Here is a 22,454-nt window from a genome sequence, read left to right as displayed (position 1 = left end):
GGCAGTTCCGCGGCCGCCGCGCGTCACCGCATCCGGCGCAGCAGCAGATCGAGTTCCCGCCAGGTGGCCGGTGCCACCGGCCCCGGAGGCACCGGGAGGCCCGCCGCGCGGGCGAGGGACCGCATGCGCAGGTCGACCAGGGCGTCGGCCAGGTCCGCGAGGACGAAGAGGCGTTCGCGCCCGGTCCACCACGCCGCGGCCATGACGACGGCCCCGGCGACCAGGGCGGGCCACCAGAAGGTGCCCGCCGCGAGCAGCACGTAGAGCAGGCCCCAGGCGGACAGCCGGGCCGCCGCGTCGAAGGAGGCGGCGGCGGCGCGGATCTCCGCGCGGTCCGCCTCGGACGCGGCCAGCCACAGCCTCGGCCAGAGCACCGCGAAGGGCACGGCGTAGTACTCCCCGACGCGGTGCTCCAGGGCGTGGACGCGGTCCCCCATGCGGGTGGGACGGGCGGGCGGCACCGGGGAGATGCGGTCCCGGCGCGCCTCCGCCGCGTGGGCGGCGGCGAGTTCGGCAGGGTCGCCGTCGGTCTCGTGGCGCCGGATGTGCTCCGCCACCCGCGCGTCGGCGCGGACGCGCCGCTCACGCCGCCGGCGGACGAGCGGTTCACCGGCGCCGGCCGGCCACGGCCCGAGCCACAGGAGCTGGACGCCGCGCGCGAGCAGCTGCACGACGAGCCCGGGGACGACGGCGAGGAGGAGCAGGCCGACCAGTACGAGGACGAGCCCGGCCGCCCCGTGGGCGTCGGCCCAGCGGGCCGGGCGTCCGACCTCCCGCAGCAGCCGTGCGGCGTCGAACGGCCGCCGTGCGCCGAGCACATGGGCGGCCCACGCGGTGCCGAGGAAGAGGGTGCCGGGCAGGGCGAGCAGGGCGACCCAGCGCTCGGCGAGCTTGCCGCCTATCGCGTCCAGCAGGCCGGTCACCTCAGTACCGCACGCGTCGCAGTTCGGCGCCCCACACCGCGCAGCGCGGCGCGCTGACGGACGCCGTGGGGTCCTCGCTGCGCGCGCACATCCCGCGCGGGCAGCGGTAGCGGAGGATGCCGCCGCCTCCCCCTGCCAGGCCGGGCACCGTGACGTACGTCCCGCCGTCGCCGCGCCGGCCGTCCAGCCGGACGCCGAGCCGCGTGGCCAGGTCGCCCACCACGATCAGGTCGCCGCGGCCCTCACGGACGGCCTCCGCGACCGCCTCGACCTCGGCCGCCTCGTCCGGGTCGGCGCGCGCGGTGCGCCGCAGCTCCGGCAGCGCCTCACAGAACGTCATCACCGCGGCCTCGTCCACCGGCCCAGCGTACTGATCTGCGATCATTGCCGTATGGCGTTCACCGAAGAGCTCGCGCGGGCCGTGCTCGCGGCGGACGGGCACCACCAGGCGAAGCTGATCGCACTCGGCGAGAACGCGGTCTTCGAACTCTCCGACGGCGCGGCCGTCGCGAAGGTCGGCCGCGGTCCCGAGCTGCTGGAGCGGGCGGCCCGCGAGCTGCGCACGGCGACCTGGCTCGCCGCGCACGGGGTGCCCGCGGTGCGGGCGGCGGAGCCGGAGGCCCGGCTCGTGGACGGCCACCCGGTGACGTACTGGGAGCGCCTGCCGGACACCGTGCGCCCCGCGGAGCCGGCCGACCTGGCCGCGCTGCTGCGGCTCGTGCACGCCCTGCCGGAGCCGGACTTCGCGCTGCCCCGCCGGGATCTGCTGGACGGGGTCGAGCGCTGGCTGCGGCTCGCGGGCACGGCGGTCGACCCGGCCGACGCCGCGTATCTGCGCGAGCGGCGCGACGGGTTCGCCGCCGCGGCCGCCGCCCTCACGCCGCACATCACGCCGGGTCCGATCCACGGCGACGCGCTGCCGCGCAACGTCCACGTCGGTCCGCAGGGGCCCGTGCTGGTCGATCTGGAGACCGTCTCCAGCGATCTGCGCGAACACGACCTCGTCGTGATGGCGCTCAGCCGGGACCGCTACGGCCTCGACCCGGCGGCCTACGCCTCCTTCACCGCCGCCTACGGCTGGGACGTCCGCGACTGGGAGGGCTGCGCCGTCCTGCGCGGGGCCCGGGAGACCGCCAGCTGCGCCTGGGTCGCCCAGCACGCGCCCGGCAACCCGGCGGCTCTCGCCGAGTTCCGGCGCCGGGTGGCGTCCCTGCGCGACGACGACCCGACGGTGCGCTGGCACGCGTTCTAGTCCGGCATCCGGGGCCGATCGCGTGCCGGACCGTCAGACCGGTTCGCGCAGCGGCCAGCGGGTGTCGATCTCGACCTCGGGGGCGCTGCCCTGGCGGACCAGCCAGCGCTGGTAGCCCTCGGCCCAGTCGGCGTACCAGCCGATCTGGGACCGGTGCAGTTCGCGCAGACCGCCGGCGGCGCGCGGGTGGCGCTCGGCGATGGCGCAGGCGACCCGGACCGCCGCCAGCGCGTCCGCGCTCGCCTCGTGCGCGTCCTCCAGGGTGACGCCGTACTCGCGGCAGGCGGCCTCCAGGTTCCGCTTGCCCTTGCGGTAGCGGTCGAGCGTGCGGTCCATGACGAGCGGATCGACGACGGGGCCGACCTCGCCGCCCAGCCGGTCCTCCAGGGACGGCAGCTGATGCCTGCGCAGCTCGGCCGCGAGCAGGCTGAGGTCGAAGGGCGCGTTGTAGACGACGACGGGGACGCCGGCCGCCCAGTGGGCGACGAGCGCGTCGGCGATCTCGTCCACCGCCTCGGCCGCCGGCCGGCCCTGCTCGGCCGCGTGCTCGCTGCTGATGCCGTGCACGGCGGTGGCCTCCGCGGGGATGGGGACGCCCGGGTCGACGAGCCATCCCAGGTGGCGTATCGGCTCCCCGTCCCTGACCTCGGTGACGGCCGCCGTGACGATCCTCGCTCGGAGCGGATCCGTGCCCGTCGTCTCCAGGTCGAAGCCGACCAGCAGTTCCCGGTGCCATCCCATGGCCATTGGCGTACGTCCTTCCCGCGGTTCCCCCGTGTGCTCTGCCATCATCCCGTGCGCCACTGACAGTCCCGCCGCCGGGCGGCCGCCCGCGTCAGGACACCGGCCGGGAGTCCGCCCACACGCCCTCGAACTCCTCGCGGTAGATACCGAAGAGTCCCTGCTCCGCCTCGGCCGCCTCGCCGTCCTTGGTCTGCACGAGGTCGCGGGGCCCGCCGCGCAGGATGATCACCGGGGACTCCATGCCCCGGGCCTTGCGCAGGTAGGACTGAACGACGGCGACACCGTTCGCGGTGTCGCCGTCCACCAAGTACGCGGTGAAGCGGGGGGTCTCGTCGAAGACCCGGATCTCGAAGGCGGCGGGGTCGCGCAGCCGTGCCCTGACCCGGCGCATGTGCATGATGTTCATCTCGACGGCGCGGCTCAGCTCTCCCCGTCCGAGGCCGAGTTCGCGTTCGCGGCGGCGGACCGCGCTGCTGGCCGGGTTCAGGAAGAGCAGCCGCATCCGGCAGCCGGACTCCGCCAGCCGCACCAGCCGCTTGCCGGAGTAGTTCTGCACGAGCAGGTTGAGCCCGATGCCGACGGCGTCCAGCCGCCGGGCGCCGCCGAACAGGTCCTCGGCCGGCAGCTGCCGCTGGAGCCGCACCCGGTCCGGGTAGACCCCGACGACGTCGGCGTAGCGGTCGGCCACCAGTTCCTCGACGGCGTCGACGGGCAGCCGGTCGGCGGAGGGGTAGCCGGGCCCGGAGCCGAGCATGTCGAGCAGCCGGGCGGCAGCCCGCTCGGCCTGGTCCAGCACGGTCCGGGACAGCGCGCGGTTGCGGGAGACGACGTGCCGGGCCACCTCCAGCTCGTCCAGGGCGAGCTCGAGTTCGCGGCGGTCGTCGAGGTAGGGCTCGAAGCACGGCCAGTGCTGGACCACCAGCTCGCGCAGTTGCGGCAGCGTCAGGAAGCTGAGGATGTTGTCGTCCGCCGGGTCGAGCAGGAAACCCTTGCGGCGGCTGACCTCGCGCACGGCGGCGGCGCGCTGGACCCATTCGTGCCCGGCCGGGCCCGCCGCGGCGACCACCCACTCCTCGCCGTGCACGGGCTCGTAGATGGGGCGCAGGACGGCGTTCACCACGGCGCGGAGCCGCTGCTCGACGAGATTGAGCCACACGTAGGCCCGCCCGGCGCGGCGGGCGCGGGTGCGCACCTCGGCCCACTCGTCGGCGCCCCAGTCCAGTTCCGCTCCGATCTCCAGCGGCAGTGCCAGGGAGGCGGTTCCGGTGCCGTTCCCCTCGCCGATGCCGCCCTGGTCCCCCTGATCACCACCACCAGGGAGCACCAGACCTCCCGACATCACGACTGCACCCGCCTTCCCGCCCCCGTACACGATCAAGGAAGGGTACTGCGGGGCGGGGGGCGGTGCAGCCGTAACGACGCTACTTCACCACATGCTTACTCGCTTCACCGGCCAACACCCTCAATGAGCCTGGCCGTTGTGGCCCGCGAGGTCGTCCGGGGTGAGCGGGCTCATCGCCGTGACGTCCCGGGGGACGAGCTGGAAACCCTGCCAGTGGATCGGCATGGGCGTCTGGTCCTCGTCGCGGGGGATGTGGTGGAAGCCGACGTTCACCCACACCACGGGGTGGGTGAGGGTCTCGGCGTTCGCCCACTTGTCCACCGAGGTGCCCCGGCCGTTGCAGGCCGGGTCGCTGTTGCCGCTGGCCAGCTGCTCGCAGGAGCGGTACTGGGTGACGTACACGTCCTTGGAGGTGTAGGCGTGGGCGTCGTAGTGGTCGGAGTGCTGCTGGACCAGCTCCCAGGAGCGCGGGTGCTGGTCGGCGTTCCTGGCCGTCGGGGAGACCACGCGCCACCAGCGGCGCAGTGCGGAGCCGGCGGCCAGTTCCTTGGTGACCGGGGTCCGGGTGGTCCTGAGGACGGCGGAGCCGCTGCCCCGCCCGGCCTTCTTGGTGTCGTACTGCTCGACCTTGGAGCGGGCGGAGCCGTCGGCCGCGAAGTCCAGCCGCCAGAAAACGGAGTGGTAGTGGCTGGTGGCGTGGTCGTGACCGCCCTTGCCGATGGGCCAGCCGGTGCCCTCGCCGCTGTAGTCGGAGGGCGACAGGTCGCCGGTGGCGCCGACCTTGGCGGTGACGGTGCCGTCGTCGGAGAAGTTCCACTGGGTGACGTACTCGTACCAGCCGAGCTGCGAGACGGAGAAGACCACCAGGTCGCTGCCCTGCTCGGTGTACTTCTTGGCGTTGCCCCGCTCGTCGTAGACATCGCTGCGGTAGGCGTAGCCGTGCGGCGCGGTGGTGGCGCACAGCGCCTTGACGGTGCGTTCCTGCTGCGGGACGTAGGCGGAGCCGATGGTGCCGCCGGGGCACTCCTCGCGGCCGATGTCGACGGCCGTGTTGCCGAAGCCGATGTCGGACAGGTCGTTGTACTCGGTCAGGCCGGAGTCGTAGGGCACGTTGACCTGGGCGAGCGCCGCGGAGTCCAGCACCTTGATCGGATGCGGTTCCTTGCGCGGCTGGTAGGCGATCTTCTCCAGGACCAGGCCCCTGGTGCCGCTGATGCGCCAGCACATGGTCCAGGTGGTCCCGCCCGGCAGCTTCTTGGTGAGGGCGGCGGCGGTGCCGCAGCCGGCGGCCGCCTGGGCGGCCCGTGGCGCCGCGGCGGCCGTGGTGGATGTGGTCCCCGCGACGAGCGCGGGCAGGAGCAGGAGCGCCGAGGCCGTACCGACGGCCCGGCGCACGAGTGCGGTGCGCATGGTTGCTGGGTCTCCGCTCTTAGTGGATCCGGCCGACGGTGCGGTCGCTGAGGTCGACGACGAACCGGGTCGTGTCGATCCACGGCCCGTCCTTCACCTGCGTGAACAGGCGTACGCACCGGTGCTCGCCGCACTTGCGCAAGGCGGCCGGTGCGGACTGCTCCGCGGTGTTGAAGGAGATGCCGCGCAGCCGCAGCTGATCGGGCGAGGTGAGCCCGGTTCCCTTGGTGGCCGCCGCGAAGTCGGTCCGCAGTCCCTGGCCGAGCGGGTCCTTGATGAGCAGTTCGGCCGCCTCGGCGGTCTCGTCGGACGAGGGAGGCGGCTGCAGGCCGGAGGCGGTGTCGGTGCGCTCGACGGTGCCACGGGTGAGGTCGACGGTCTTCTTCACGAGCCGGTCGTGCCCGTAGTCGTAGAACAGCACCTCGACCCGGCGGTCCTCCTCGGTCCCCACGGCGTCCGCGGTGTCCGCCGGGTCCGCGAGGTCGGTGTCGAGGTACTCCGGCCCGCGCCCGCCGTTCACGTCCTGCGCGCTGCGCAGGCCGTCGCGCTGCAGGGCTATGGACTTCGCCCGGTCGACCTCGGCCTCGGTCAGGGGCCCTCGTCCGGTCTGCTGTCCGCCCTGGGGCGCCTGATCCTCCGTCACGGCATCACTGCCCGTGCCGCTCCCGCTGTCGGTACCGGCTCCCTGCTGCCCGGGCGCTCCCGACGGTGCGGCGGAGCCGGCCGTCGTGGAGTGGTCGTCGCCCGCGGAAGCGGCGCGCGGAAGGGTGATGCCGACCATCACCGCGGTGGCGGCGACGGCTGTGCCGGCTCCCCATAAGACGCGCCTGACGCCACGTCCGGCCGTCCCCGGTTTCCCCGTGGGACGGCTTTCCCCCTGATCTGTCACGGAAGTCCCTCCTGTGTCGTACTGTCACCTGTTCAGATGACGGCGCGGCGACCCAGGTTGCCCGCGGCGAGCGGATTCTTGCGGCAGGCAGGGGAATTGGAACACTCGTACCGGGGAAGATCTCGGCAATAGCGTGCCATCGCGGGTGCGGGTGCGTGACGATGCCCTTTCGGCACGTTGTGACCGGGGGTGCGGCCTACCGGCGCCCGGCAGTGAAGTGGAAGAGTCGACGACATGCAGGTCTGGCCGGGTCAGGCATACCCCCTCGGCGCCACGTACGACGGCGCCGGCACCAATTTCGCGGTCTTCTCGGAGGCGGCGGAGCGGATCGAGCTGTGTCTGCTGCACGACGACGGGTCGGAGACCGCCGTCGAGCTGCGTGAAGCCGACGCCTTCGTCCGCCACGCCTATGTGCCGGGCATCATGCCCGGTCAGCGGTACGGCTTCCGGGTCCACGGACCCCACGAGCCCACCCAGGGGCACCGCTGCAACTCGGCGAAGCTGCTCCTGGACCCGTACGCGAAGGCGATAAGCGGCTCGATCGACTGGGACGAGGCGGTGTACGGCTACCGGTTCGGGCAGCCGGAGTCCCGCAACGACCTGGACTCGGCGCCGCACACGATGTCCTCCGTGGTGGTGAACCCCTACTTCGACTGGACCGACGACCGCAGCCCGCGCATCGACTACCACCGCACCGTCATCTACGAGGCCCATGTGCGCGGCTTGACGATGCAGCACCCGGAGCTGCCGGAGGAGATCCGCGGCACCTATGCGGCGCTCGCCCATCCGGCGGTCATCTCCCACCTGGTGGAGCTCGGCGTCACCACGCTGGAACTGATGCCGGTGCACCAGTTCGTCCACGACCACCGTCTGGTGGACGAGGGCCTGCACAATTACTGGGGCTACAACACGCTCGGCTTCTTCGCCCCGCACAACGCGTACTCCTCGATGGGCGACCGCGGGCAGCAGGTGCTGGAGTTCAAGACCGCGGTGCGGGCGCTGCACAAGGCGGGCATCGAGGTGATCCTCGACGTGGTCTACAACCACACAGCCGAGGGCAGCCACCTGGGGCCGACACTGTGCTTCCGGGGCATCGACAACGCCTCGTACTACCGGCTCGCCGACGACCCGCGCTACTACATGGACACCACCGGCACCGGGAACTCGCTGCTGATGCGCAGCCCCCACGTGCTCCAGTTGATCATGGACTCGCTGCGCTACTGGGTCACCGAGATGCACGTCGACGGCTTCCGCTTCGACCTCGCCGCGACGCTCGCCCGGCAGTTCCACGAGGTCGACCGGCTGTCGTCGTTCTTCGACCTGGTGCAGCAGGACCCGGTGGTCAGCCAGGTGAAGCTGATCGCCGAGCCGTGGGACGTCGGCGAGGGCGGCTACCAGGTGGGCAACTTCCCCCCGCTGTGGACCGAGTGGAACGGCAAGTTCCGTGACACGGTGCGCGACCTGTGGCGCGGGGAGCCCGCCACGCTCGCCGAGTTCGGCTCCCGGCTGACCGGGTCGTCCGACCTCTACCAGGACGACGGCCGCCGCCCGCTCGCCTCCATCAACTTCGTGACCTGCCACGACGGCTTCACCCTGCGCGACCTGGTGTCGTACAACGAGAAGCACAACGAGGCCAACGGCGAGAGCAACCGCGACGGCGAGAGCCACAACCGCTCCTGGAACTGCGGCGCCGAGGGCGACACCGAGGACGAGGACGTGCTCGCCCTGCGCGAGCGCCAGATGCGCAACTTCATCGCCACCCTGATGCTCTCCCAGGGCGTACCGATGATCGCCCACGGCGACGAGTTCGGCCGCAGCCAGCAGGGCAACAACAACGCCTACTGCCAGGACAACGAGCTGGCCTGGGTGCCCTGGCCCAAGGAGGGCGACACCGGGGCCGAGCAGCTGCACGAGTTCACCCGGCAGATGGTGTGGCTCCGCCGCGACCACCCGGTCTTCCGCCGCCGCCGGTTCTTCCACGGGCGGCCGATGGAGGGCACGCACGACGAGCTCTCGGACATCGCCTGGTTCACCCCTGAGGGTGACGAGATGACCCAGGACGACTGGGATGCCCAGGCCAACGCCCTGGTGGTCTTCCTCAACGGCAGCGCGATCTCCGAGCCGGGCGACCGCGGCGAGCGCATCGCCGACGACTCCTTCCTGCTGATGTGCAACGCCTGGCACGAGCCGCTGGACTTCGTGGTGCCGGTCAACCACGGCAAGGAGTGGCAGGTCGTCGTGGACACACAGCGGCCGGAGGGCGTGCCGGCGGGCACCGGGCGGAAGGTGACCCAGGGCGACCGGCTGCGGCTGGCCGACCGGAGCATGGTGGTGCTGCAACGCCCGGCGTAACCGGCGTCCCGGTGTGATGGGCACACCGGCCGGCGGGGTAGGCAGAAGGCTATGACAGAAAGCGCCGCGACCCCGCCGACCGCTGTCGCCCCCGCCGTGCCGACGGCCACCTACCGGCTGCAGCTCCAGCCGGACTTCCCCTTCGCCGCCGCCGAGGCCGTCGTCCCCCATCTGGCCGCACTCGGCGTCTCCCACCTCCACCTGTCCCCCGTGCTGCAGGCCGTCCCCGGCTCCACCCACGGCTACGACGTCGTGGACCACACCCTGGTGCGCGAGGAACTGGGCGGCGAGAAGGGTCTGCGGTCGCTGGCCCGCACGGCCCGGTCGCACGGCCTCGGCCTGGTGCTGGACGTCGTGCCCAACCACATGGCCGTGCCCGCGCCGGAGTACCTGGCCCGGCCGCTGTGGGAGGTGCTCCGGGAGGGTCCGGAGTCCGCGTACGCGTGCTGGTTCGACATCGACTGGGCCGCCCAGGGCGACCGGCTGCTGCTGCCGGTGCTCGGCGCGCCCCTGGAGGACGTGCTCGACGACCTGCGCGTGGAGCGGGACCGGGACGCAGGCGAGCGGGTCCTGCGCTACCACGACCACGCCTTCCCGCTGCGGCCCGGCACCGAGGAACTGCCGCTGCGGCGCCTGCTGGACGCCCAGTGGTACCGGCTCGCGTGGTGGCGGCAGGCCCGCTCCGAGCTGAACTACCGGCGCTTCTTCACCATCTCCGAGCTGATCGCCGTCCGCGTCGAGGACCCCGAGGTCTTCGCCGCCACCCACGCCACGCTGCTGCGGCTGCTGGACGAGGGCGTGGCCGACGGTCTGCGCATCGACCACCCGGACGGCCTCGCGGACCCGGCCGGCTACCTGCGGCGGCTCGCCGAGGCCTCCGCCGGCCGCTGGACGGTCGTGGAGAAGATCCTCACCGGCGACGAACGCCTCCCGGCCGGCTGGGCCTGCGCCGGCACCACCGGCTACGACGCCCTCGACCGCCTGGACGGCCTGTTCACCGACCCCGCGGGGGCCGAGGAGATCACCGGCTTCTACCGGGAGTTCACCGGCGCCGCCGCCGAGCAGGGCGGCCTCTGGGAGCCGACCGTGCGGGCCGCCGCGCACCGGATCGTCGTCCACGACCTCGCCGCCGAGGTGGACCGGCTGACCCGCGCCGCCGTCCGGGCCACCGGCGGGGACGAGCGGGTGCTGCGCGAGGCGCTCCGGCAGATCCTGGTCCGGCTGCCGCGCTACCGGCCGTACGTCGTACCCGGCGAGCCCGCTCCCGAGGAGGACGTCGCGCTGCTGGCGGCCGCGGCGGAGGCCACCGGGCTGCCCGCCGCGGAGACGATCCGCGACCTGGCGCTCGGACGGTTCGGGGGCGGCGGCGGAGCCGGTGACGAGGACAGCGCCGAGGCCGGCGCCGAGGGCGGTGACGCGCACGCCGGAGGGGACGGCGGCGCGGACGCGGCGGACTTCGCCGTGCGCTTCGCCCAGGTCTCGTCCGCGCTGCGCGCCAAGTCCGCGGAGGACACCGCCTTCTACCGCTACTACCCGCTGCTGTGCCTCAACGAGGTGGGGCGCGAACCGGACCGCCCCGCCACCTCGCCCGAGGAGTTCCACGCCTTCTGCGAGCGGCTGCGCTCCGACTGGCCGCTGACCGGGACCGTGCGCTCCACCCACGACACCAAGCGCAGCGCCGACGTCCGCGCGCGCCTGGCCGCCCTCACGGAGCTGCCCGGCCCCTGGGCGCGGTGGCTGACGGAGACCTCGGAGCAACTGCGCGCGTATCTCACCGGCCGCGGGGTGCCGCTGCCCGAGCGGCACGTGGAGTACCAGGCGTGGCAGTACGCCGTGGTCTTCTGCGACCCGGCCGCCGCGGACCTGGTCGCCGCCACCATGCTCAAGTCCGAGCGGGAGGCGGGGCTGCGCACCGCGTGGACCGACCAGCGCCCGGAGTACGAGCAGGAACTGACGGACTTCGTACGGGAACTGGTCGGCGGCCCGTCGGCCTTCGCCACCGGGCGCATCGCGGAGGAGCTGGCCGCGCCGGAGCGTGTCAACGCCCTCGGCGCGCACCTGGCGCACCTGACCATGCCGGGCGTGCCGGACGTCTACCAGGGCGACGAGGAACGGCAGTTGCTGCTCGTCGACCCCGCCAACCGCGCGCCCTACGACCCGGGCGCGGCCGACGGCCCGCCGAGCGAGAAGCGCCTGGTCACGGTCGCCGCGCTGCGGCTGCGCCGGGCCCGTCCGCAGTGGTTCACCGGCCCCGAGGCCGGCTACGAGCCGCTGTACGCCCGCGGCGCGGCCGGCGCGCACTGCGTCTCCTTCGTCCGGGGCGGCCGGGCGCTGACCGTGGTCACCCGGCTCTCCCGGCGGCTCGCGGAGGCCGGCGGCTGGCGCGGCACCGAACTGGTCCTGCCCGAGGGGATCTGGACCGAGGTGCTGACGGACCGCAGGTTCGAGGGCGTGCTGCCCCTGGAGTCGCTGCTGGACCGGCTGCCCGTGGGTCTCCTGGTGCGCGACATCGACCACTGAGGACGGGAGCCCGCCGCGGACCGGGGCGTCCGCGGCGGGCCGACTGTCGGACCCCGCGGCTAGCGTTTTCCCATGGACGCATCGAACCCGGCGCACAGTTCCGCCGCACCGCACGACCTGCTCGCCCGCATCGCGAACGACCCGGCCGTGGTCGCCTACCTCGCGTGGCCGGGCGACTTCGACCTCGACCGGCGGTCGCCGGTGGAGGAACTGAGCCTTCCCTCGGGCGATCCGCTGCACCCGATAGCGGGGGACGGCGCGGGAGGCACGTACTTCCTGGTGGGGAAGGAGGGCGACCCCGTCCGGCCGGTCCTGTACGCGGACTCCGAGGGCCAGGCGGCGTTGATCGGGGCGAGCCTGCGGGAAGCGGTCGAGCTGGTGGTCGTGTGCCCGCTGTGGCGCGACGCGGCCGCCGGTTTCCCGCTGCCCGAACTGGAGGCGCAGGTCCGTGCCGACATGCCGGACTTCGACCGCGCGCGGGAGGCGGTGGCCGCCGCCCTCGGGCTGACGCCGCCACCGGCGGACGAGGCGGTGGCCCGGCTGCTGGCGACCGCCGCGCGCACGGTGCCGGACTTCCTGCCGTACGTGGACGACGACGACCACGGGCCCTACGAGCTCCTGATCGAGGGGTAGGGCCGCTGGGGGCAGGACCGCCCCGGGCCGGGTCCGCGGACCCGCGCCGCGCCCGTCAGACCGCCGCGAGGCGGAAGTGCATGGCGCCGAAGGTGACCCGGTCGCCGGGGCGGACGACGGCCGCGCCCATGACCCGGCGCCCGTTGACCCAGGTCCCGTTCATCGAGCCGAGGTCGCGCAGCACCCAGACTCCGTGCTCGTGGCGCAGTTCGGCGTGGATGCGGGAGGCGGAGGCGTGGCTGAGGCGGAAGCCGCAGGACAGGTCGCGGCCTATGCGCAGCGGGACCGGCCCGGGGGCGGGGAAGAGCAGCGGGGGCAGCTTCTCGGCCTGCCAGGCGTCGCGGAACCGGACCTGCAGGGCGGAGATCCTGGCGACGCCGCGCTCCAGCCACCGGCCCAGCCGCGCCATCCGGCCCTCGGCGGCCGGGAGGTCGGCGATGAGGGCGTCCAGCTCGTCGGAGCGGCCGGCCGTGAGGGCCAGTTCCACCCGCTGCAGGAAGGTGTCGTGCGAGAGCCGTCCGTCCACGGCACCCCCGCGCAGCACCTCGATGGCGTGCTCGCGCTCCGCCTCGGTGGGCCGTGGCGCGGGCGCGGACGGCGGCGCGGAAGAGGTCGGGAACTCGTGGCTCACGTGCGTGATTGTCGGGCCGAACGCCCCGGAGTGTCCAGAAGCCCACCGCCGACGCGCCGTTGTCGGCGATGCCGGCCGGCCGGCCCCGCGGGCCCGGGCGCAAAAAGCAATGGACGCCGGGGAGTCGGCCTGGCTACGGTGCTCGCACGCCCATGACCGAGGAAGGAGGCGGAAGCCATGTATGTGTTCACCACTCCGCGCTCCCGCCCCGATGTCCGCAGGGCGATCTCCGTCTGACCGGGAGCGCCCCATTTTCCCGTGAGGACTTCTCCTGTCATGACCGACCTGGTCATCCGCCCGCTCGTCGCGGGTGAGACGCATCTGTTCCACTCCCTGGTTCCCGAGGACACCGGTCTGGTCGGCCGGTCCCTGCTGGGCCACACCTACGCGATGACCGACGAGGGCGGCGAGTACCGCCCCGACTGGACCTGGATAGCCCTGCGCGAGGGCACGGTCGTCGCCCGCGCGGCCTGGTGGGGCGCTCCCACCGACGACAAGCCGATCGCCCTCGACTGGTTCGACTTCACCGACGCCGACGCGGCCGTACGGCTGCTGCGGACGGCGCCGCTGAAGGCCGAGTTCGAGCTGCTGCTGCCGCCCGGCTGGCGGGAGCGGCGGGAGGTCCGCGAGGCCGCCCAGACCCGCGTCGACGCGGCGATCGTCTCCGGCATGGAGCTGGTCGTCGAGCGCTACCGCTACACCTGGACGCCCGAATGCGGGCTGCCGGAACGCACCGGGAGGCTGGAGTACCGGCCGGAGCCGGACGACGCCGTCGTCCTGGACGTGCTGAAGCGCATCGGGGCCGGCAGCCTCGACGCCCACACCCGCCGGGCCGTGGCACTGCACGGGGCCGACGCCGCCGCCCGGGAAGAACTGGACGTCCTCAACTGGCTCCAGTCGCCGCGCGAATGGTGGCGGCTCGCGTACACGCCCGAGGGCGAGCTCGCGGGCATCCAGGTGCCCGCGCGCAATCCGACCACGTTCTGCGTCGGCTTCATCGGCGTCCTGCCGGAGCAGCGCGGCCACGGCTACGCCTACGACCTGCTGGTGGAGTGCACCCACGATCTGGTCGGACACGGCGCGCGGCAGATCGCAGCCGCCACCGACCAGACCAATCTGCCGATGGCGGCGCACTTCGCCAAGGCGGGTTATCCGGTCACCCAGGAGCGCGTCAACCTGGTGTGACCCCCCGGCCTGCGGGCAGCATGGTGCCCATGCGCTTCGACGTGTGGGCACCGGACGCCGGTGAGGTGGAGGTACGGGTCGACGGACGGGCTCACGACATGGAGCGCGACCCCGGACGCGAGGGCTGGTGGTGCGCCGAGGCGCCCGCCGGGCACGGTTCGCGGTACGCGTTCGCGCTCGACGAGGGCCCGCCGTTGCCCGACCCCCGCTCCCGTCGCCAGCCGGACGGACCGGACGGGGCGAGCGCGGTCGTCGACCACGACGTCTTCGACTGGACCCACGACTGGGCGGGCCGCCCGCTGCCGGGCGCGGTCCTGTACGAGCTGCACGTGGGCACCTTCACCACCGCCGGCACCTTCGACGCGGCCGTCGAACGCCTGCCGCACCTGGCCGGGTTGGGGATCACGCACATCGAGCTGATGCCGGTGTGCCCGTTCCCCGGCACGCACGGCTGGGGCTACGAGGGCGTGTCCCTGTGGGCGGTCCACGAGCCCTACGGCGGCCCCGACGGCCTCAAGCGGTTCGTGGACGCCGCGCACGGCCACGGGCTCGGGGTGGTGCTGGACGTCGTCCACAACCACCTGGGCCCGTCCGGCAACTACCTCCCCCGGTTCGGGCCGTACTTCACCGACCGGCACCACACCCCCTGGGGCGACGCCGTCAACCTGGACGCGCCCGGCTCGGACGAGGTCCGCGACTTCCTCGTCGGCAGCGCCCTGGCATGGCTGCGCGACTACCGCCTCGACGGGCTGCGGCTCGACGCCGTGCACGCCCTGGTCGACACCCGCGCGGTGCACCTGCTGGAGGAGCTGTCCACGGCCGTCGACGCGCTGTCGGCGTCGCTGGGCCGGCCACTGTTCCTGATCGCCGAGTCCGACCGCAACGACCCGCTCACCACCACGCCCCGCGACGCGGGCGGCCTCGGTGTGCACGCCCAGTGGAACGACGACTTCCACCACTGCCTGCACACGGCCGTCACCGGCGAATCCGCCGGTTACTACGCGGACTTCGCCGTCGCACCGGCCGCCGCCCTCGCCAAGGTGCTGGAGCGCGTCTTCTTCCACGACGGCACCTACTCCGGCTTCCGCGGCCGCCGGCACGGCCGCCCGGTCGACCGCGCGACGGTGCCCGGGCACCGCTTCCTGGCGTACACCCAGACCCACGACCAGATCGGCAACCGGGCCACCGGCGACCGGCTCGCGGCCACGGTGCCCCCGGGGCTGCTGGCGGCGGCCGCGGCGCTCGTGCTCACCTCGCCGTTCACCCCGATGCTCTTCATGGGCGAGGAGTGGGGCGCCCGTACGCCCTGGCAGTTCTTCACCGACCACGGCGACCCCGAACTCGCGGCCGCCATCACCCGGGGCCGGCGCCGGGAGTTCGCCTCGCACGGCTGGAACGCCGAGGACATCCCGGACCCGCAGGACCCCGCGACCCGGCTGCGTTCGTGCCTGGACTGGTCCGAGCAGGACGGGCCCCCGCACGCCGGCCTGCTGGCGTGGTACCGGCGTCTCATCGCCCTGCGGCACGCCGAACCGGCGCTGACCGACCCGGCCCTGGACGCGGTGCGGGTCACCACCGGCGAGCACACCCTGTGCCTGGAACGCGGCCCGTTCCGCGTCGCCGTGAACCTCTCCCCCGAGGACGCCGAGATCCCCCTGCACGACGCCGCCCGGGCCGGGGCTCCCGGCCACGGGGGCTACGAGGTGCTCGCCTCCTGGCAGCCCTGCGCCGTCCCCGCGGACTCCCGCTTCCTCCCGCTGCCGGGCCACTGCGTCGCGGTCCTGCGCGAACGGCCGCCCGGGGCCTGAACCGGGCCGGGGCCGGGGCCCGTTCAGTCCCCGAGCAGCCGCTTGCGAGCGTGCTCCACGTCGAAGGACGCGGGCGGGCACTGCGGGTCGATGAGTTCCAGGTGCTCCATGAGCAGCCGGCCCACCGCCCAGTCGCGGTACCACTTGCGGTCCGCCGGCACGACGTACCAGGGGGCCGTCTCGGTGGAGCAGCGGTTCAGCACGGCCTCGTACGCCTTCTGGTAGGCGGGCCACAGCGCGCGGTCGTCGAGGTCGTCGGGGGTGAACTTCCAGTGCTTGCACGGGTTGTCGAGGCGCGCGAGCAGACGGGCGCGCTGCTCGTCGTAGCCGACGTGGAGGAAGATCTTGACGACGCTGACGCCGTCGTCGGCGAGGGAGGCCTCGAAGGAGTTGATCGTCTCGAAGCGCTCCTCCCAGACCTCCCGGGGGACCAGCCCGCGGACCCGGGCGGCGAGCACGTCCTCGTAGTGGGAACGGTCGAAGATGCCGATCTGCCCGGCGTGCGGGAGGGCGCGCTTGATGCGCCAGAGGAAGGGGTGCGACTTCTCCTCGGCGGTGGGCGCCTTGAAGGCGGTGATGCGGCACCCGGCCGGGTTGAGCAGACCCGCGAGGTGGCGGACGGCACCGCCCTTGCCCGAGGTGTCGGTGCCCTGGAGGACGACGAGCACGGACCGCGGATCGCCCGCGGTCGCCTGGGCGAAGAGGCGTTCCTGCAGCACCGTCAGGCGGTCCCGGGCACAGGGCACGGCCTCCCGCGCCTCGCGCTTACCGGGCGGGCCCCCGGGGGTGGCGCGGGGGTCGTACGCGCGGAGCCGGACGTTCCCGCCGCCCGGGGGGACCCGGAGCAGCGAGCGCAGTCCGTTCGCTGCGGCCCGTCGATTCGGCACGGCACCCTCCCTGGCATCGGACGATTTCTCCGATGGTCCGCCGGATCCGCGACGCCCGCCAACGGACGCGTCCCGCATCCCAAGTGCGCTCCGCCGGAAGGCCCAGCGCCCCTCGCGGGAGCCGCGACGCGGGCCGCCCCGGCCTCGGGTCCGTCCTCGCCTCCCTGACCCGAGCGTCCGGGCGCACCGCACCCGGAGGGGCTCTCCACGGCCGCACACCGACCCGCCGGATCACGGCACGCGAGGACCGTGCCGCAGACGCGAGCCGCAGCCCCGCCGGGGCCACCGGGCCTGCCCGAACGGCCGCACCGCTCCCCCGCACCGGAGTTCACCCGAACCGGTCGCCCCGCGCCCCACTCGCAGCCCGGAAGGACGCCCGCGACTGCACACCGGCGTGCCGTGCCGCGGGCGCGAGCACTGCCCGGCCCACGGGAGCCGGCACGCGCCCGCCGAGCCAGGGCCTTCGGGCCCCAAGAGACCTCCCCGCCCGAACAGCTGCGCCGTTCCCGCGTACCGGGGTCCGTCCGGGACGGTCAGCCCGCCAGGCGTGCCGCGTCGCGGGCGAGGGCGGTGAGGCGGGAGATCGCCCGGAAGTACTTCTTGCGGTAGCCGCCCGCGAGCATCTCCTCGCTGAAGATGCGGTCGAAGGGCTGGCCGGAGGCCATGACGGGGACCTCGCGGTCGTAGAGCCGGTCGGCCAGGACGACCAGGCGCAGCGCGGTGGCCTGGTCCTGGACGGGTTCCACGCCGCGCAGGAAGACCGCCTCGACGCCGTCGCAGAGGGCGCCGTAGCGGCTGGGGTGGACGCGGGCGAGATGCGCCAGCAGGGTGGCGAAGTCGTCGAGGGAGGCACCGGCGGTGCGGCCGGCGGCCGCGGTGACCTCGTCGTCGGAGAACGGTGCCGGCGCCTCGGGCAGACCGCGGTGGCGGTAGTCCTGGCCGTCGATGCGCAGGGAGAGGAAGCGGGCGGACAGTCCCTGGATCTCGCGCAGGAAGTCCGCGGCGGCGAAGCGGCCCTCGCCGAGCTTGCCGGGCAGGGTGTTGGAGGTTGCGGCGAGCCGCACGCCGGCGTCGGCGAGCTTGCCGAGCAGCGTCGAGACGAGCACGGTGTCACCGGGGTCGTCGAGCTCGAACTCGTCGATGCAGACCAGCCGGTGCCCGCTCAGCGCCTGGACGGCCTGCTGGAAACCGAGGGCGCCGACGAGGTTGGTCAGCTCCACGAAGGTGCCGAAGGCCTTCTGCTCGCGCGGCGCGTCGGTGGCGTGCCAGAGCGAGGCCAGCAGGTGGGTCTTGCCGACGCCGTAGCCGCCGTCGAGGTAGACCCCGCCGGGTCCGGGGGGTGCCGCGGGGGCCGCCGGGCGGCGGAACCAGCGCTTGGGCCCGGGGGCGGCGGCCGCGCCGCTCGCCGCGGCGAAGGCGGCGAGTGTGCGCACGGCCTCCGCCTGGCTGGGCTGCCCCGGGTCCGGGATGTAGTTCTCGAACCGCACGGAGTCGAACCTGGGGGGCGGGACCATCTCCGCCACCAGCCGGTCGGCCGGCACCTGCGGCTCGCGGCCGCTCAGCGACACGGGGGCTTCACCACCGGGTATCGGGGCGGATTCGGGCGCTGCGGCGTAGGACGAGGACACAGCTCTCCAGAGTAGTGCCTCGCCACGGGTCCCCCGGCCGCGAGTGGCCCACCCCACGCCGTCAGGGGCACGTGGAAGACTGCTGCCATGCGCCGCCTGTTCCCCCCGCCCGAGGGCCTCCGGACCCCGACCCCGACCTCGACCCCCACCCCTGCCGCGTCGCCGGACGGGGCCCTGGACACAGCCGAGTCGCTGGCCGACGCGTACGCGTACCCGGCCGGGGCAGACGGGCCTCCGTGGCTGAGGGCGAACATGGTGGCGTCGCTGGACGGCGCGGCGCGGCACGACGGGCGCTCGCAGCCGCTGTCGTCGGAGGCCGACATGCGGGTCTTCGGGGTGCTGAGGGCGCTGGCCGATGTGGTGGTCGTCGGGGCGGAAACGGTTCGCCAGGAGGGCTACCGTCCGGCCCGGGCCCGCGAGGCGTTCGCGGACCGCCGCGCGGCGGCCGGGCAGCCGCCTGCCGCGGTGATCGCCGTGGTGAGCGCCCGGCTGGACCTGGACTTCTCGTCGCCGCTGTTCACCTCGCCGCTGGTGCCGACCCTGGTGCTGACCGGCGCCGGCGCCCCCGCCGACCGGGTGGCGGAGGCGGAGCGGGCCGGTGCGCGAGTCGTCGTCGCGGGCGACGGCGCCGGTGTGGAACCGGCCCGCGCCAAGCGGGAACTCGCCGCGCTCGGACTGCGGCGGATGCTCACCGAGGGCGGCCCGCGGCTGCTGGCGCAGTTCGCGGCGGCCGGGGTGATCGACGAGCTCTGCCTGACCATCGCCCCCCTGCTGACCGCCGGGGACGCCATGCGGATCATGAACGGCCCCGGTGTCGCGGAGCCCGTCCGCCTCTCCCCCGTGTCGATTCTGGAGGAGGACGGGTTCCTGTTCACGCGCTACACGCGCGGATGACGGATCGGCGGCGGGCCGGGCACCCGGCGGACGCCGCCCGCCGATCCGCCGCCATGCACAATCCGCTTGTTGCCATGCGGGAAGATCTCCACCGCGTGCTCCACAGCCGGACGGGGCAGGATGGTTCCCGTCACCGGCCCGTGGGGCCGCGAGAAAGAAGGACACGTCCGTGTTCACGACCGTACTCATGATCGAGCAGCCGCTCGTCCCCGCCGACGTGGAGCTGGTCACCACGCTCCACGGCGACGAGCCCGTCTCCTTCGTCGTGCTGATGCAGCCCCGCGGGGACCAGGACCGGCTGCTGCGGTCCATCGACGACGTCGCCCTGGGCGAACTCGACAAGGCCGTCCACGAGCACGACCGGCCCGAGGGGGAGAACGCCCTGCTGCCCGCCGAACGCGCGCTGAGCCACAGCCTCAAAGCGCTGCGGGACCACGGCAAGGAGGCGGTCGGGGAGGTCGTCGAGCGTCACCCGATCGAGCTGCTGAAGTCCGTCGTCGAGCAGACCCACGCCGACGAAGTGATCGTCCTGACCGCACCGCACCTGGTCGAGGAGTTCTTCCACCGCGACTGGACCTCGCGCGCCCGCCACAAGGTCGGCGTCCCGGTCCTGAAGCTGTTCGCCCACAACGCCGAGGACTGAGCGGCGGGGGCGGGGGACGGGCGTCCCCCGCCCCGCGCGGATGGAAGAATCGGAGGTGCCCGACCACCACGGCACACGCCCGAGCACGCAGGGAGCAGCGCGCATGAGCCCCACTCTTCCCCCCGCCATGGACCGACCGCACTTCATCGGGATCGGCGGCGCCGGGATGTCGGGCATCGCGAAGATCCTGGCCCAGCGCGGCGCGAGCGTCGCGGGCAGCGACTCCAGGGACTCGGAGACCGCGCAGGCGCTGCGGGCGCTCGGCGCGACCGTGCACATCGGGCACGCCGAGGATCACCTGGCGCCGGACGCGACCTGTGTGGTCGTCTCCAGCGCGATCCGGGACGACAACCCCGAGCTGGCCGCCGCCCGCGGGCGCGGCGTCCCGGTGGTGCACCGCTCCGACGCGCTCGCCGCGCTCATGGTGGGCCTGCGCCCGATCGCGGTGGCCGGTACGCACGGCAAGACCACCACCACCTCCATGCTCGCGGTGAGCCTGTCGGCGCTGGGGCTGGACCCCTCGTACGCGATCGGCGGCGACCTGGACGCCCCGGGCTCCAACGCGCACCACGGCACGGGCGAGATCTTCGTGGCCGAGGCGGACGAGAGCGACCGCAGCTTCCAGAAGTACGACCCCGAGGTCGCGATCGTGCTCAACGTGGAGCTGGACCACCACGCGAACTACGCCTCGATGGACGAGATCTACGAGTCCTTCGAGACCTTCGTGGGCAAGATCGTCCCCGGCGGCACCCTGGTCGTCGGCGAGCACGCCGGGGCGCGCGAGCTCGCCGCCCGCGTCGCCGGCCGCGAGGGCCTGACCGTGGTCAAGGTCGGCGAGGACGCCGGGGCCGACCTGAGGATCGCCCGGATCACCCCGCAGGGCATGGCCGGCGAGGTCACCGTGTGCCTGGGCGGCCGCGAGCACACGTTCACGGTCTCCGTCCCGGGCCGCCACTACGCCCACAACGCGGTCGCCGCGCTGGCCGCGGGCATGGCGTTGGACGTCCCCGCGGAGGACCTGGCCAAGGCGCTCGGCACGTACACCGGCGTCAAGCGCCGCCTGCAGCTGAAGGGCACCGCCGGCGGCGTCCAGGTGATCGACTCCTACGCGCACCACCCCACCGAGATGACCGCCGACCTGGAGGCGCTGCGCGAGGCGGCGGGCGACCGGCGCATCCTGGTGGTGTTCCAGCCGCACCTGTTCAGCCGCACCCAGGAGCTCGGCCGCGAGATGGGCGAGGCCCTGGGGCTGGCCGACGCCTCCGTGGTGCTGGACATCTACCCGGCCCGCGAGGACCCGATCCCCGGCGTCACCAGCGCCCTGATCATCGACGCGGCGGCCGCCCACGGCGCCGACGTCACCGCCGAGCACGACAAGGACGCCGTACCCGCGCTGATCGCCGGAATGGCGGGACCCGGTGACCTTGTTCTCACCATGGGCGCCGGAGACGTCACGGACCTCGGTCCGCGGATCCTGGCCCGACTGGAGAGCTGAGCACGAGGGACACGAGGGAGAGGACATCATGGCGTACGAAGTCGACAAGTCCGAGGAGCAGTGGCGCGAGGAGCTGACGCCGCAGGAGTACGCCGTCCTCCGCAAGGCCGGGACGGAGCCCGCGTTCGCCGGTGAGTACACCGACACCAAGACCAAGGGCGTCTACTCCTGTCGCGCCTGCGACGCGGAGCTGTTCACCTCCGACACCAAGTTCGAGTCGCACTGCGGCTGGCCGTCCTTCTACGACCCGCGGGACAGCAAGGCCGTGGAGCTGATCGAGGACCGCTCGATGGGCATGGTCCGCACCGAGGTGCGCTGCGCCCGCTGTGGCTCCCACCTGGGCCACGTCTTCGAGGGCGAGGGCTACCAGACCCCCACCGACCAGCGGTACTGCATCAACTCGATCTCGCTGCGGCTGGAGCCCTCACAGGGCTGAACCGAACCGGCGCCCTGACCGCTCCCCGGGCGGCGCGTCCCCACGGACCGCCGCCGGGGGCGGGAAAACGGCTGGTGCGGTCGCGGGCGGCAGCCCCACCATGGCCGGATGCCGGCCTTTCTGCTGCCCTTCCTCGGGGCGTGCCTGCTGATCGCGGCCGCCCCGGGGCCGAGCACCGTACTGATCATCCGCCACTCACTGCGGAGCCGCCGCGCGGGTCTCATGACCGTGCTCGGCAACGAGACGGGCGTCTTCCTGTGGGGTCTGTCGGCGGCCTTCGGTCTGACCGCGCTGCTCGCGGCCTCGCAGGCCGCGTACGACGTCGTGCGGATCGTGGGCGCCGCGGTCCTGCTCTGGTTCGGCGTCCAGGCCCTGCGGTCGGCCCGCCGTGACCGCGGGGGCGACCCGGAGGAGCCGGAGCCGCGGGCCGTCCTCGTGACGCCCGGGGCGGCCTACCGGGCCGGGCTCGGCATGAACCTGGCCAACCCCAAGGCGGCCGTCTTCGCGATGTCCTTCCTCCCCCAGTTCGTGCCCACGGGGGCGCCCCAACTGCCCACGATGGTGGGGCTCGCGGCGCTGTGGGCGGTCTTCGAGGTCGGCTGGTACGGCTCGTACGTCTGGTTCGTCGACCGACTGAGGTCCGTGTTCGGCCGCGCCGTCGTGCGGCGCCGGCTCGAACTGGTCTCGGGCGGTGTGCTGGTGGCGCTGGGCGTGCGCATGGCCCTGGAGAACTGACGATACGTCAGTTGCGGCCCGGATCCGGCGCCGACCGGGCGGGCGAC

Annotated in this window: 20 protein-coding genes; 11 read left to right on the top strand and 9 right to left on the bottom strand. The window is 73.7% G+C overall.

The features are described 5' to 3' along the window. Positions 1-23 precede the first annotated feature (23 nt). Both ACFYXS_RS11260 and ACFYXS_RS11255 read right to left on the bottom strand, forming a co-directional pair. A complete protein-coding gene (locus tag ACFYXS_RS11260) occupies positions 24-923 on the bottom strand; it encodes a hypothetical protein (RefSeq protein ID WP_389246357.1) in 900 nt (299 codons plus the stop codon). A 1-nt stretch (position 924) separates the two neighbouring features. Then, positions 925-1,281: a hypothetical protein gene (locus ACFYXS_RS11255; RefSeq protein ID WP_389246355.1), complete on the bottom strand. Its 357-nt coding sequence runs from the start codon at positions 1,279-1,281 to the stop codon at positions 925-927. A gap of 33 nt (positions 1,282-1,314) precedes the next feature. On the opposite strand from ACFYXS_RS11255, the gene ACFYXS_RS11250 reads away from it, so the two are divergent. Next, positions 1,315-2,175, top strand: coding sequence for a phosphotransferase enzyme family protein (locus ACFYXS_RS11250; RefSeq protein WP_389246353.1), 861 nt, complete (start codon positions 1,315-1,317; stop codon positions 2,173-2,175). Between the two features lie 33 nt (positions 2,176-2,208). Here the strand turns inward: ACFYXS_RS11250 and ACFYXS_RS11245 are convergent, their stop codons facing one another. The 4 genes from ACFYXS_RS11245 to ACFYXS_RS11230 all read right to left on the bottom strand — a co-directional run bounded on the left by ACFYXS_RS11245 (position 2,209) and on the right by ACFYXS_RS11230 (position 6,314). Then, entirely contained in the window at positions 2,209-2,916 is a 708-nt protein-coding gene (locus tag ACFYXS_RS11245; RefSeq protein ID WP_389246350.1) for a 3'-5' exonuclease, read from the bottom strand. A 94-nt stretch (positions 2,917-3,010) separates the two neighbouring features. Next, the gene (locus ACFYXS_RS11240) at positions 3,011-4,258 is read right to left on the bottom strand and encodes an SAV2148 family HEPN domain-containing protein (RefSeq protein WP_389246348.1); all 1,248 of its coding nucleotides are present in this window, start codon (positions 4,256-4,258) and stop codon (positions 3,011-3,013) included. 123 nt (positions 4,259-4,381) lie between these two features. Further along, positions 4,382-5,671, bottom strand: a complete 1,290-nt coding sequence (locus ACFYXS_RS11235) for a copper amine oxidase (protein WP_389246346.1) — start codon at positions 5,669-5,671, stop codon at positions 4,382-4,384. Between the two features lie 19 nt (positions 5,672-5,690). Next, positions 5,691-6,314, bottom strand: a complete 624-nt coding sequence (locus ACFYXS_RS11230) for a Tat pathway signal sequence domain protein (RefSeq protein WP_389246343.1) — start codon at positions 6,312-6,314, stop codon at positions 5,691-5,693. Between the two features lie 480 nt (positions 6,315-6,794). Here ACFYXS_RS11230 and glgX point away from each other — a divergent pair, with 480 nt between their 5' ends. The 3 genes from glgX (at position 6,795) to ACFYXS_RS11215 (ending at position 12,065) form a co-directional block, all read left to right on the top strand. Beyond that, positions 6,795-8,912, top strand: a complete 2,118-nt coding sequence (gene glgX, locus ACFYXS_RS11225; protein WP_389246341.1) for a glycogen debranching protein GlgX — start codon at positions 6,795-6,797, stop codon at positions 8,910-8,912. Positions 8,913-8,963: 51 nt separating this feature from the next. Next, complete coding sequence (gene treY / locus ACFYXS_RS11220) at positions 8,964-11,432, top strand: malto-oligosyltrehalose synthase (protein WP_389246338.1); 2,469 nt, start codon at positions 8,964-8,966, stop codon at positions 11,430-11,432. Between the two features lie 72 nt (positions 11,433-11,504). Continuing rightward, positions 11,505-12,065, top strand: coding sequence for a hypothetical protein (locus tag ACFYXS_RS11215; protein ID WP_389246336.1), 561 nt, complete (start codon positions 11,505-11,507; stop codon positions 12,063-12,065). A gap of 55 nt (positions 12,066-12,120) precedes the next feature. On the opposite strand, the gene ACFYXS_RS11210 is transcribed toward ACFYXS_RS11215, so the two are convergent. Next, positions 12,121-12,696 carry an FHA domain-containing protein gene (locus ACFYXS_RS11210; RefSeq protein ID WP_389246334.1) on the bottom strand — a complete coding sequence of 192 codons (576 nt, stop codon included), beginning with the start codon at positions 12,694-12,696 and terminating at the stop codon, positions 12,121-12,123. 276 nt (positions 12,697-12,972) lie between these two features. Between ACFYXS_RS11210 and ACFYXS_RS11205 the strand changes: the two genes are divergently transcribed. Both ACFYXS_RS11205 and treZ read left to right on the top strand, forming a co-directional pair. Then, the gene (locus ACFYXS_RS11205) at positions 12,973-13,881 is read left to right on the top strand and encodes a GNAT family N-acetyltransferase (RefSeq protein ID WP_389246332.1); all 909 of its coding nucleotides are present in this window, start codon (positions 12,973-12,975) and stop codon (positions 13,879-13,881) included. 29 nt (positions 13,882-13,910) lie between these two features. After that, positions 13,911-15,689, top strand: a complete 1,779-nt coding sequence (gene treZ, locus ACFYXS_RS11200) for a malto-oligosyltrehalose trehalohydrolase (protein ID WP_389246330.1) — start codon at positions 13,911-13,913, stop codon at positions 15,687-15,689. A gap of 23 nt (positions 15,690-15,712) precedes the next feature. Here the strand turns inward: treZ and ACFYXS_RS11195 are convergent, their stop codons facing one another. Both ACFYXS_RS11195 and zapE read right to left on the bottom strand, forming a co-directional pair. After that, complete coding sequence (locus ACFYXS_RS11195) at positions 15,713-16,654, bottom strand: PPK2 family polyphosphate kinase (RefSeq protein ID WP_389246328.1); 942 nt, start codon at positions 16,652-16,654, stop codon at positions 15,713-15,715. A 455-nt stretch (positions 16,655-17,109) separates the two neighbouring features. Next, positions 17,110-18,204 (bottom strand): cell division protein ZapE, encoded by a 1,095-nt coding sequence (gene zapE / locus ACFYXS_RS11190; protein ID WP_389246326.1) that lies wholly within the window; start codon positions 18,202-18,204, stop codon positions 17,110-17,112. Positions 18,205-18,291: 87 nt separating this feature from the next. Between zapE and ACFYXS_RS11185 the strand changes: the two genes are divergently transcribed. From ACFYXS_RS11185 to ACFYXS_RS11165, 5 genes are all read left to right on the top strand, one after another. Then, positions 18,292-19,098: a pyrimidine reductase family protein gene (locus tag ACFYXS_RS11185; protein WP_389246324.1), complete on the top strand. Its 807-nt coding sequence runs from the start codon at positions 18,292-18,294 to the stop codon at positions 19,096-19,098. 169 nt (positions 19,099-19,267) lie between these two features. Beyond that, complete coding sequence (locus ACFYXS_RS11180) at positions 19,268-19,741, top strand: indole-3-glycerol phosphate synthase (protein WP_319659002.1); 474 nt, start codon at positions 19,268-19,270, stop codon at positions 19,739-19,741. Between the two features lie 103 nt (positions 19,742-19,844). Further along, positions 19,845-21,236 (top strand): UDP-N-acetylmuramate--L-alanine ligase, encoded by a 1,392-nt coding sequence (gene murC, locus ACFYXS_RS11175; protein ID WP_389246321.1) that lies wholly within the window; start codon positions 19,845-19,847, stop codon positions 21,234-21,236. Positions 21,237-21,264: 28 nt separating this feature from the next. Then, positions 21,265-21,672: a peptide-methionine (R)-S-oxide reductase MsrB gene (gene msrB, locus ACFYXS_RS11170; protein ID WP_389246319.1), complete on the top strand. Its 408-nt coding sequence runs from the start codon at positions 21,265-21,267 to the stop codon at positions 21,670-21,672. Positions 21,673-21,780: 108 nt separating this feature from the next. After that, entirely contained in the window at positions 21,781-22,407 is a 627-nt protein-coding gene (locus tag ACFYXS_RS11165) for a LysE family translocator (protein WP_389246317.1), read from the top strand. Positions 22,408-22,454 lie beyond the last annotated feature (47 nt).

The sequence above is a fragment of the Streptomyces sp. NPDC002574 genome, from assembly GCF_042889545.1.
Lineage (GTDB): Bacteria > Actinomycetota > Actinomycetes > Streptomycetales > Streptomycetaceae > Actinacidiphila.
This window is presented reverse-complemented; position numbering and strand designations above follow the sequence as displayed.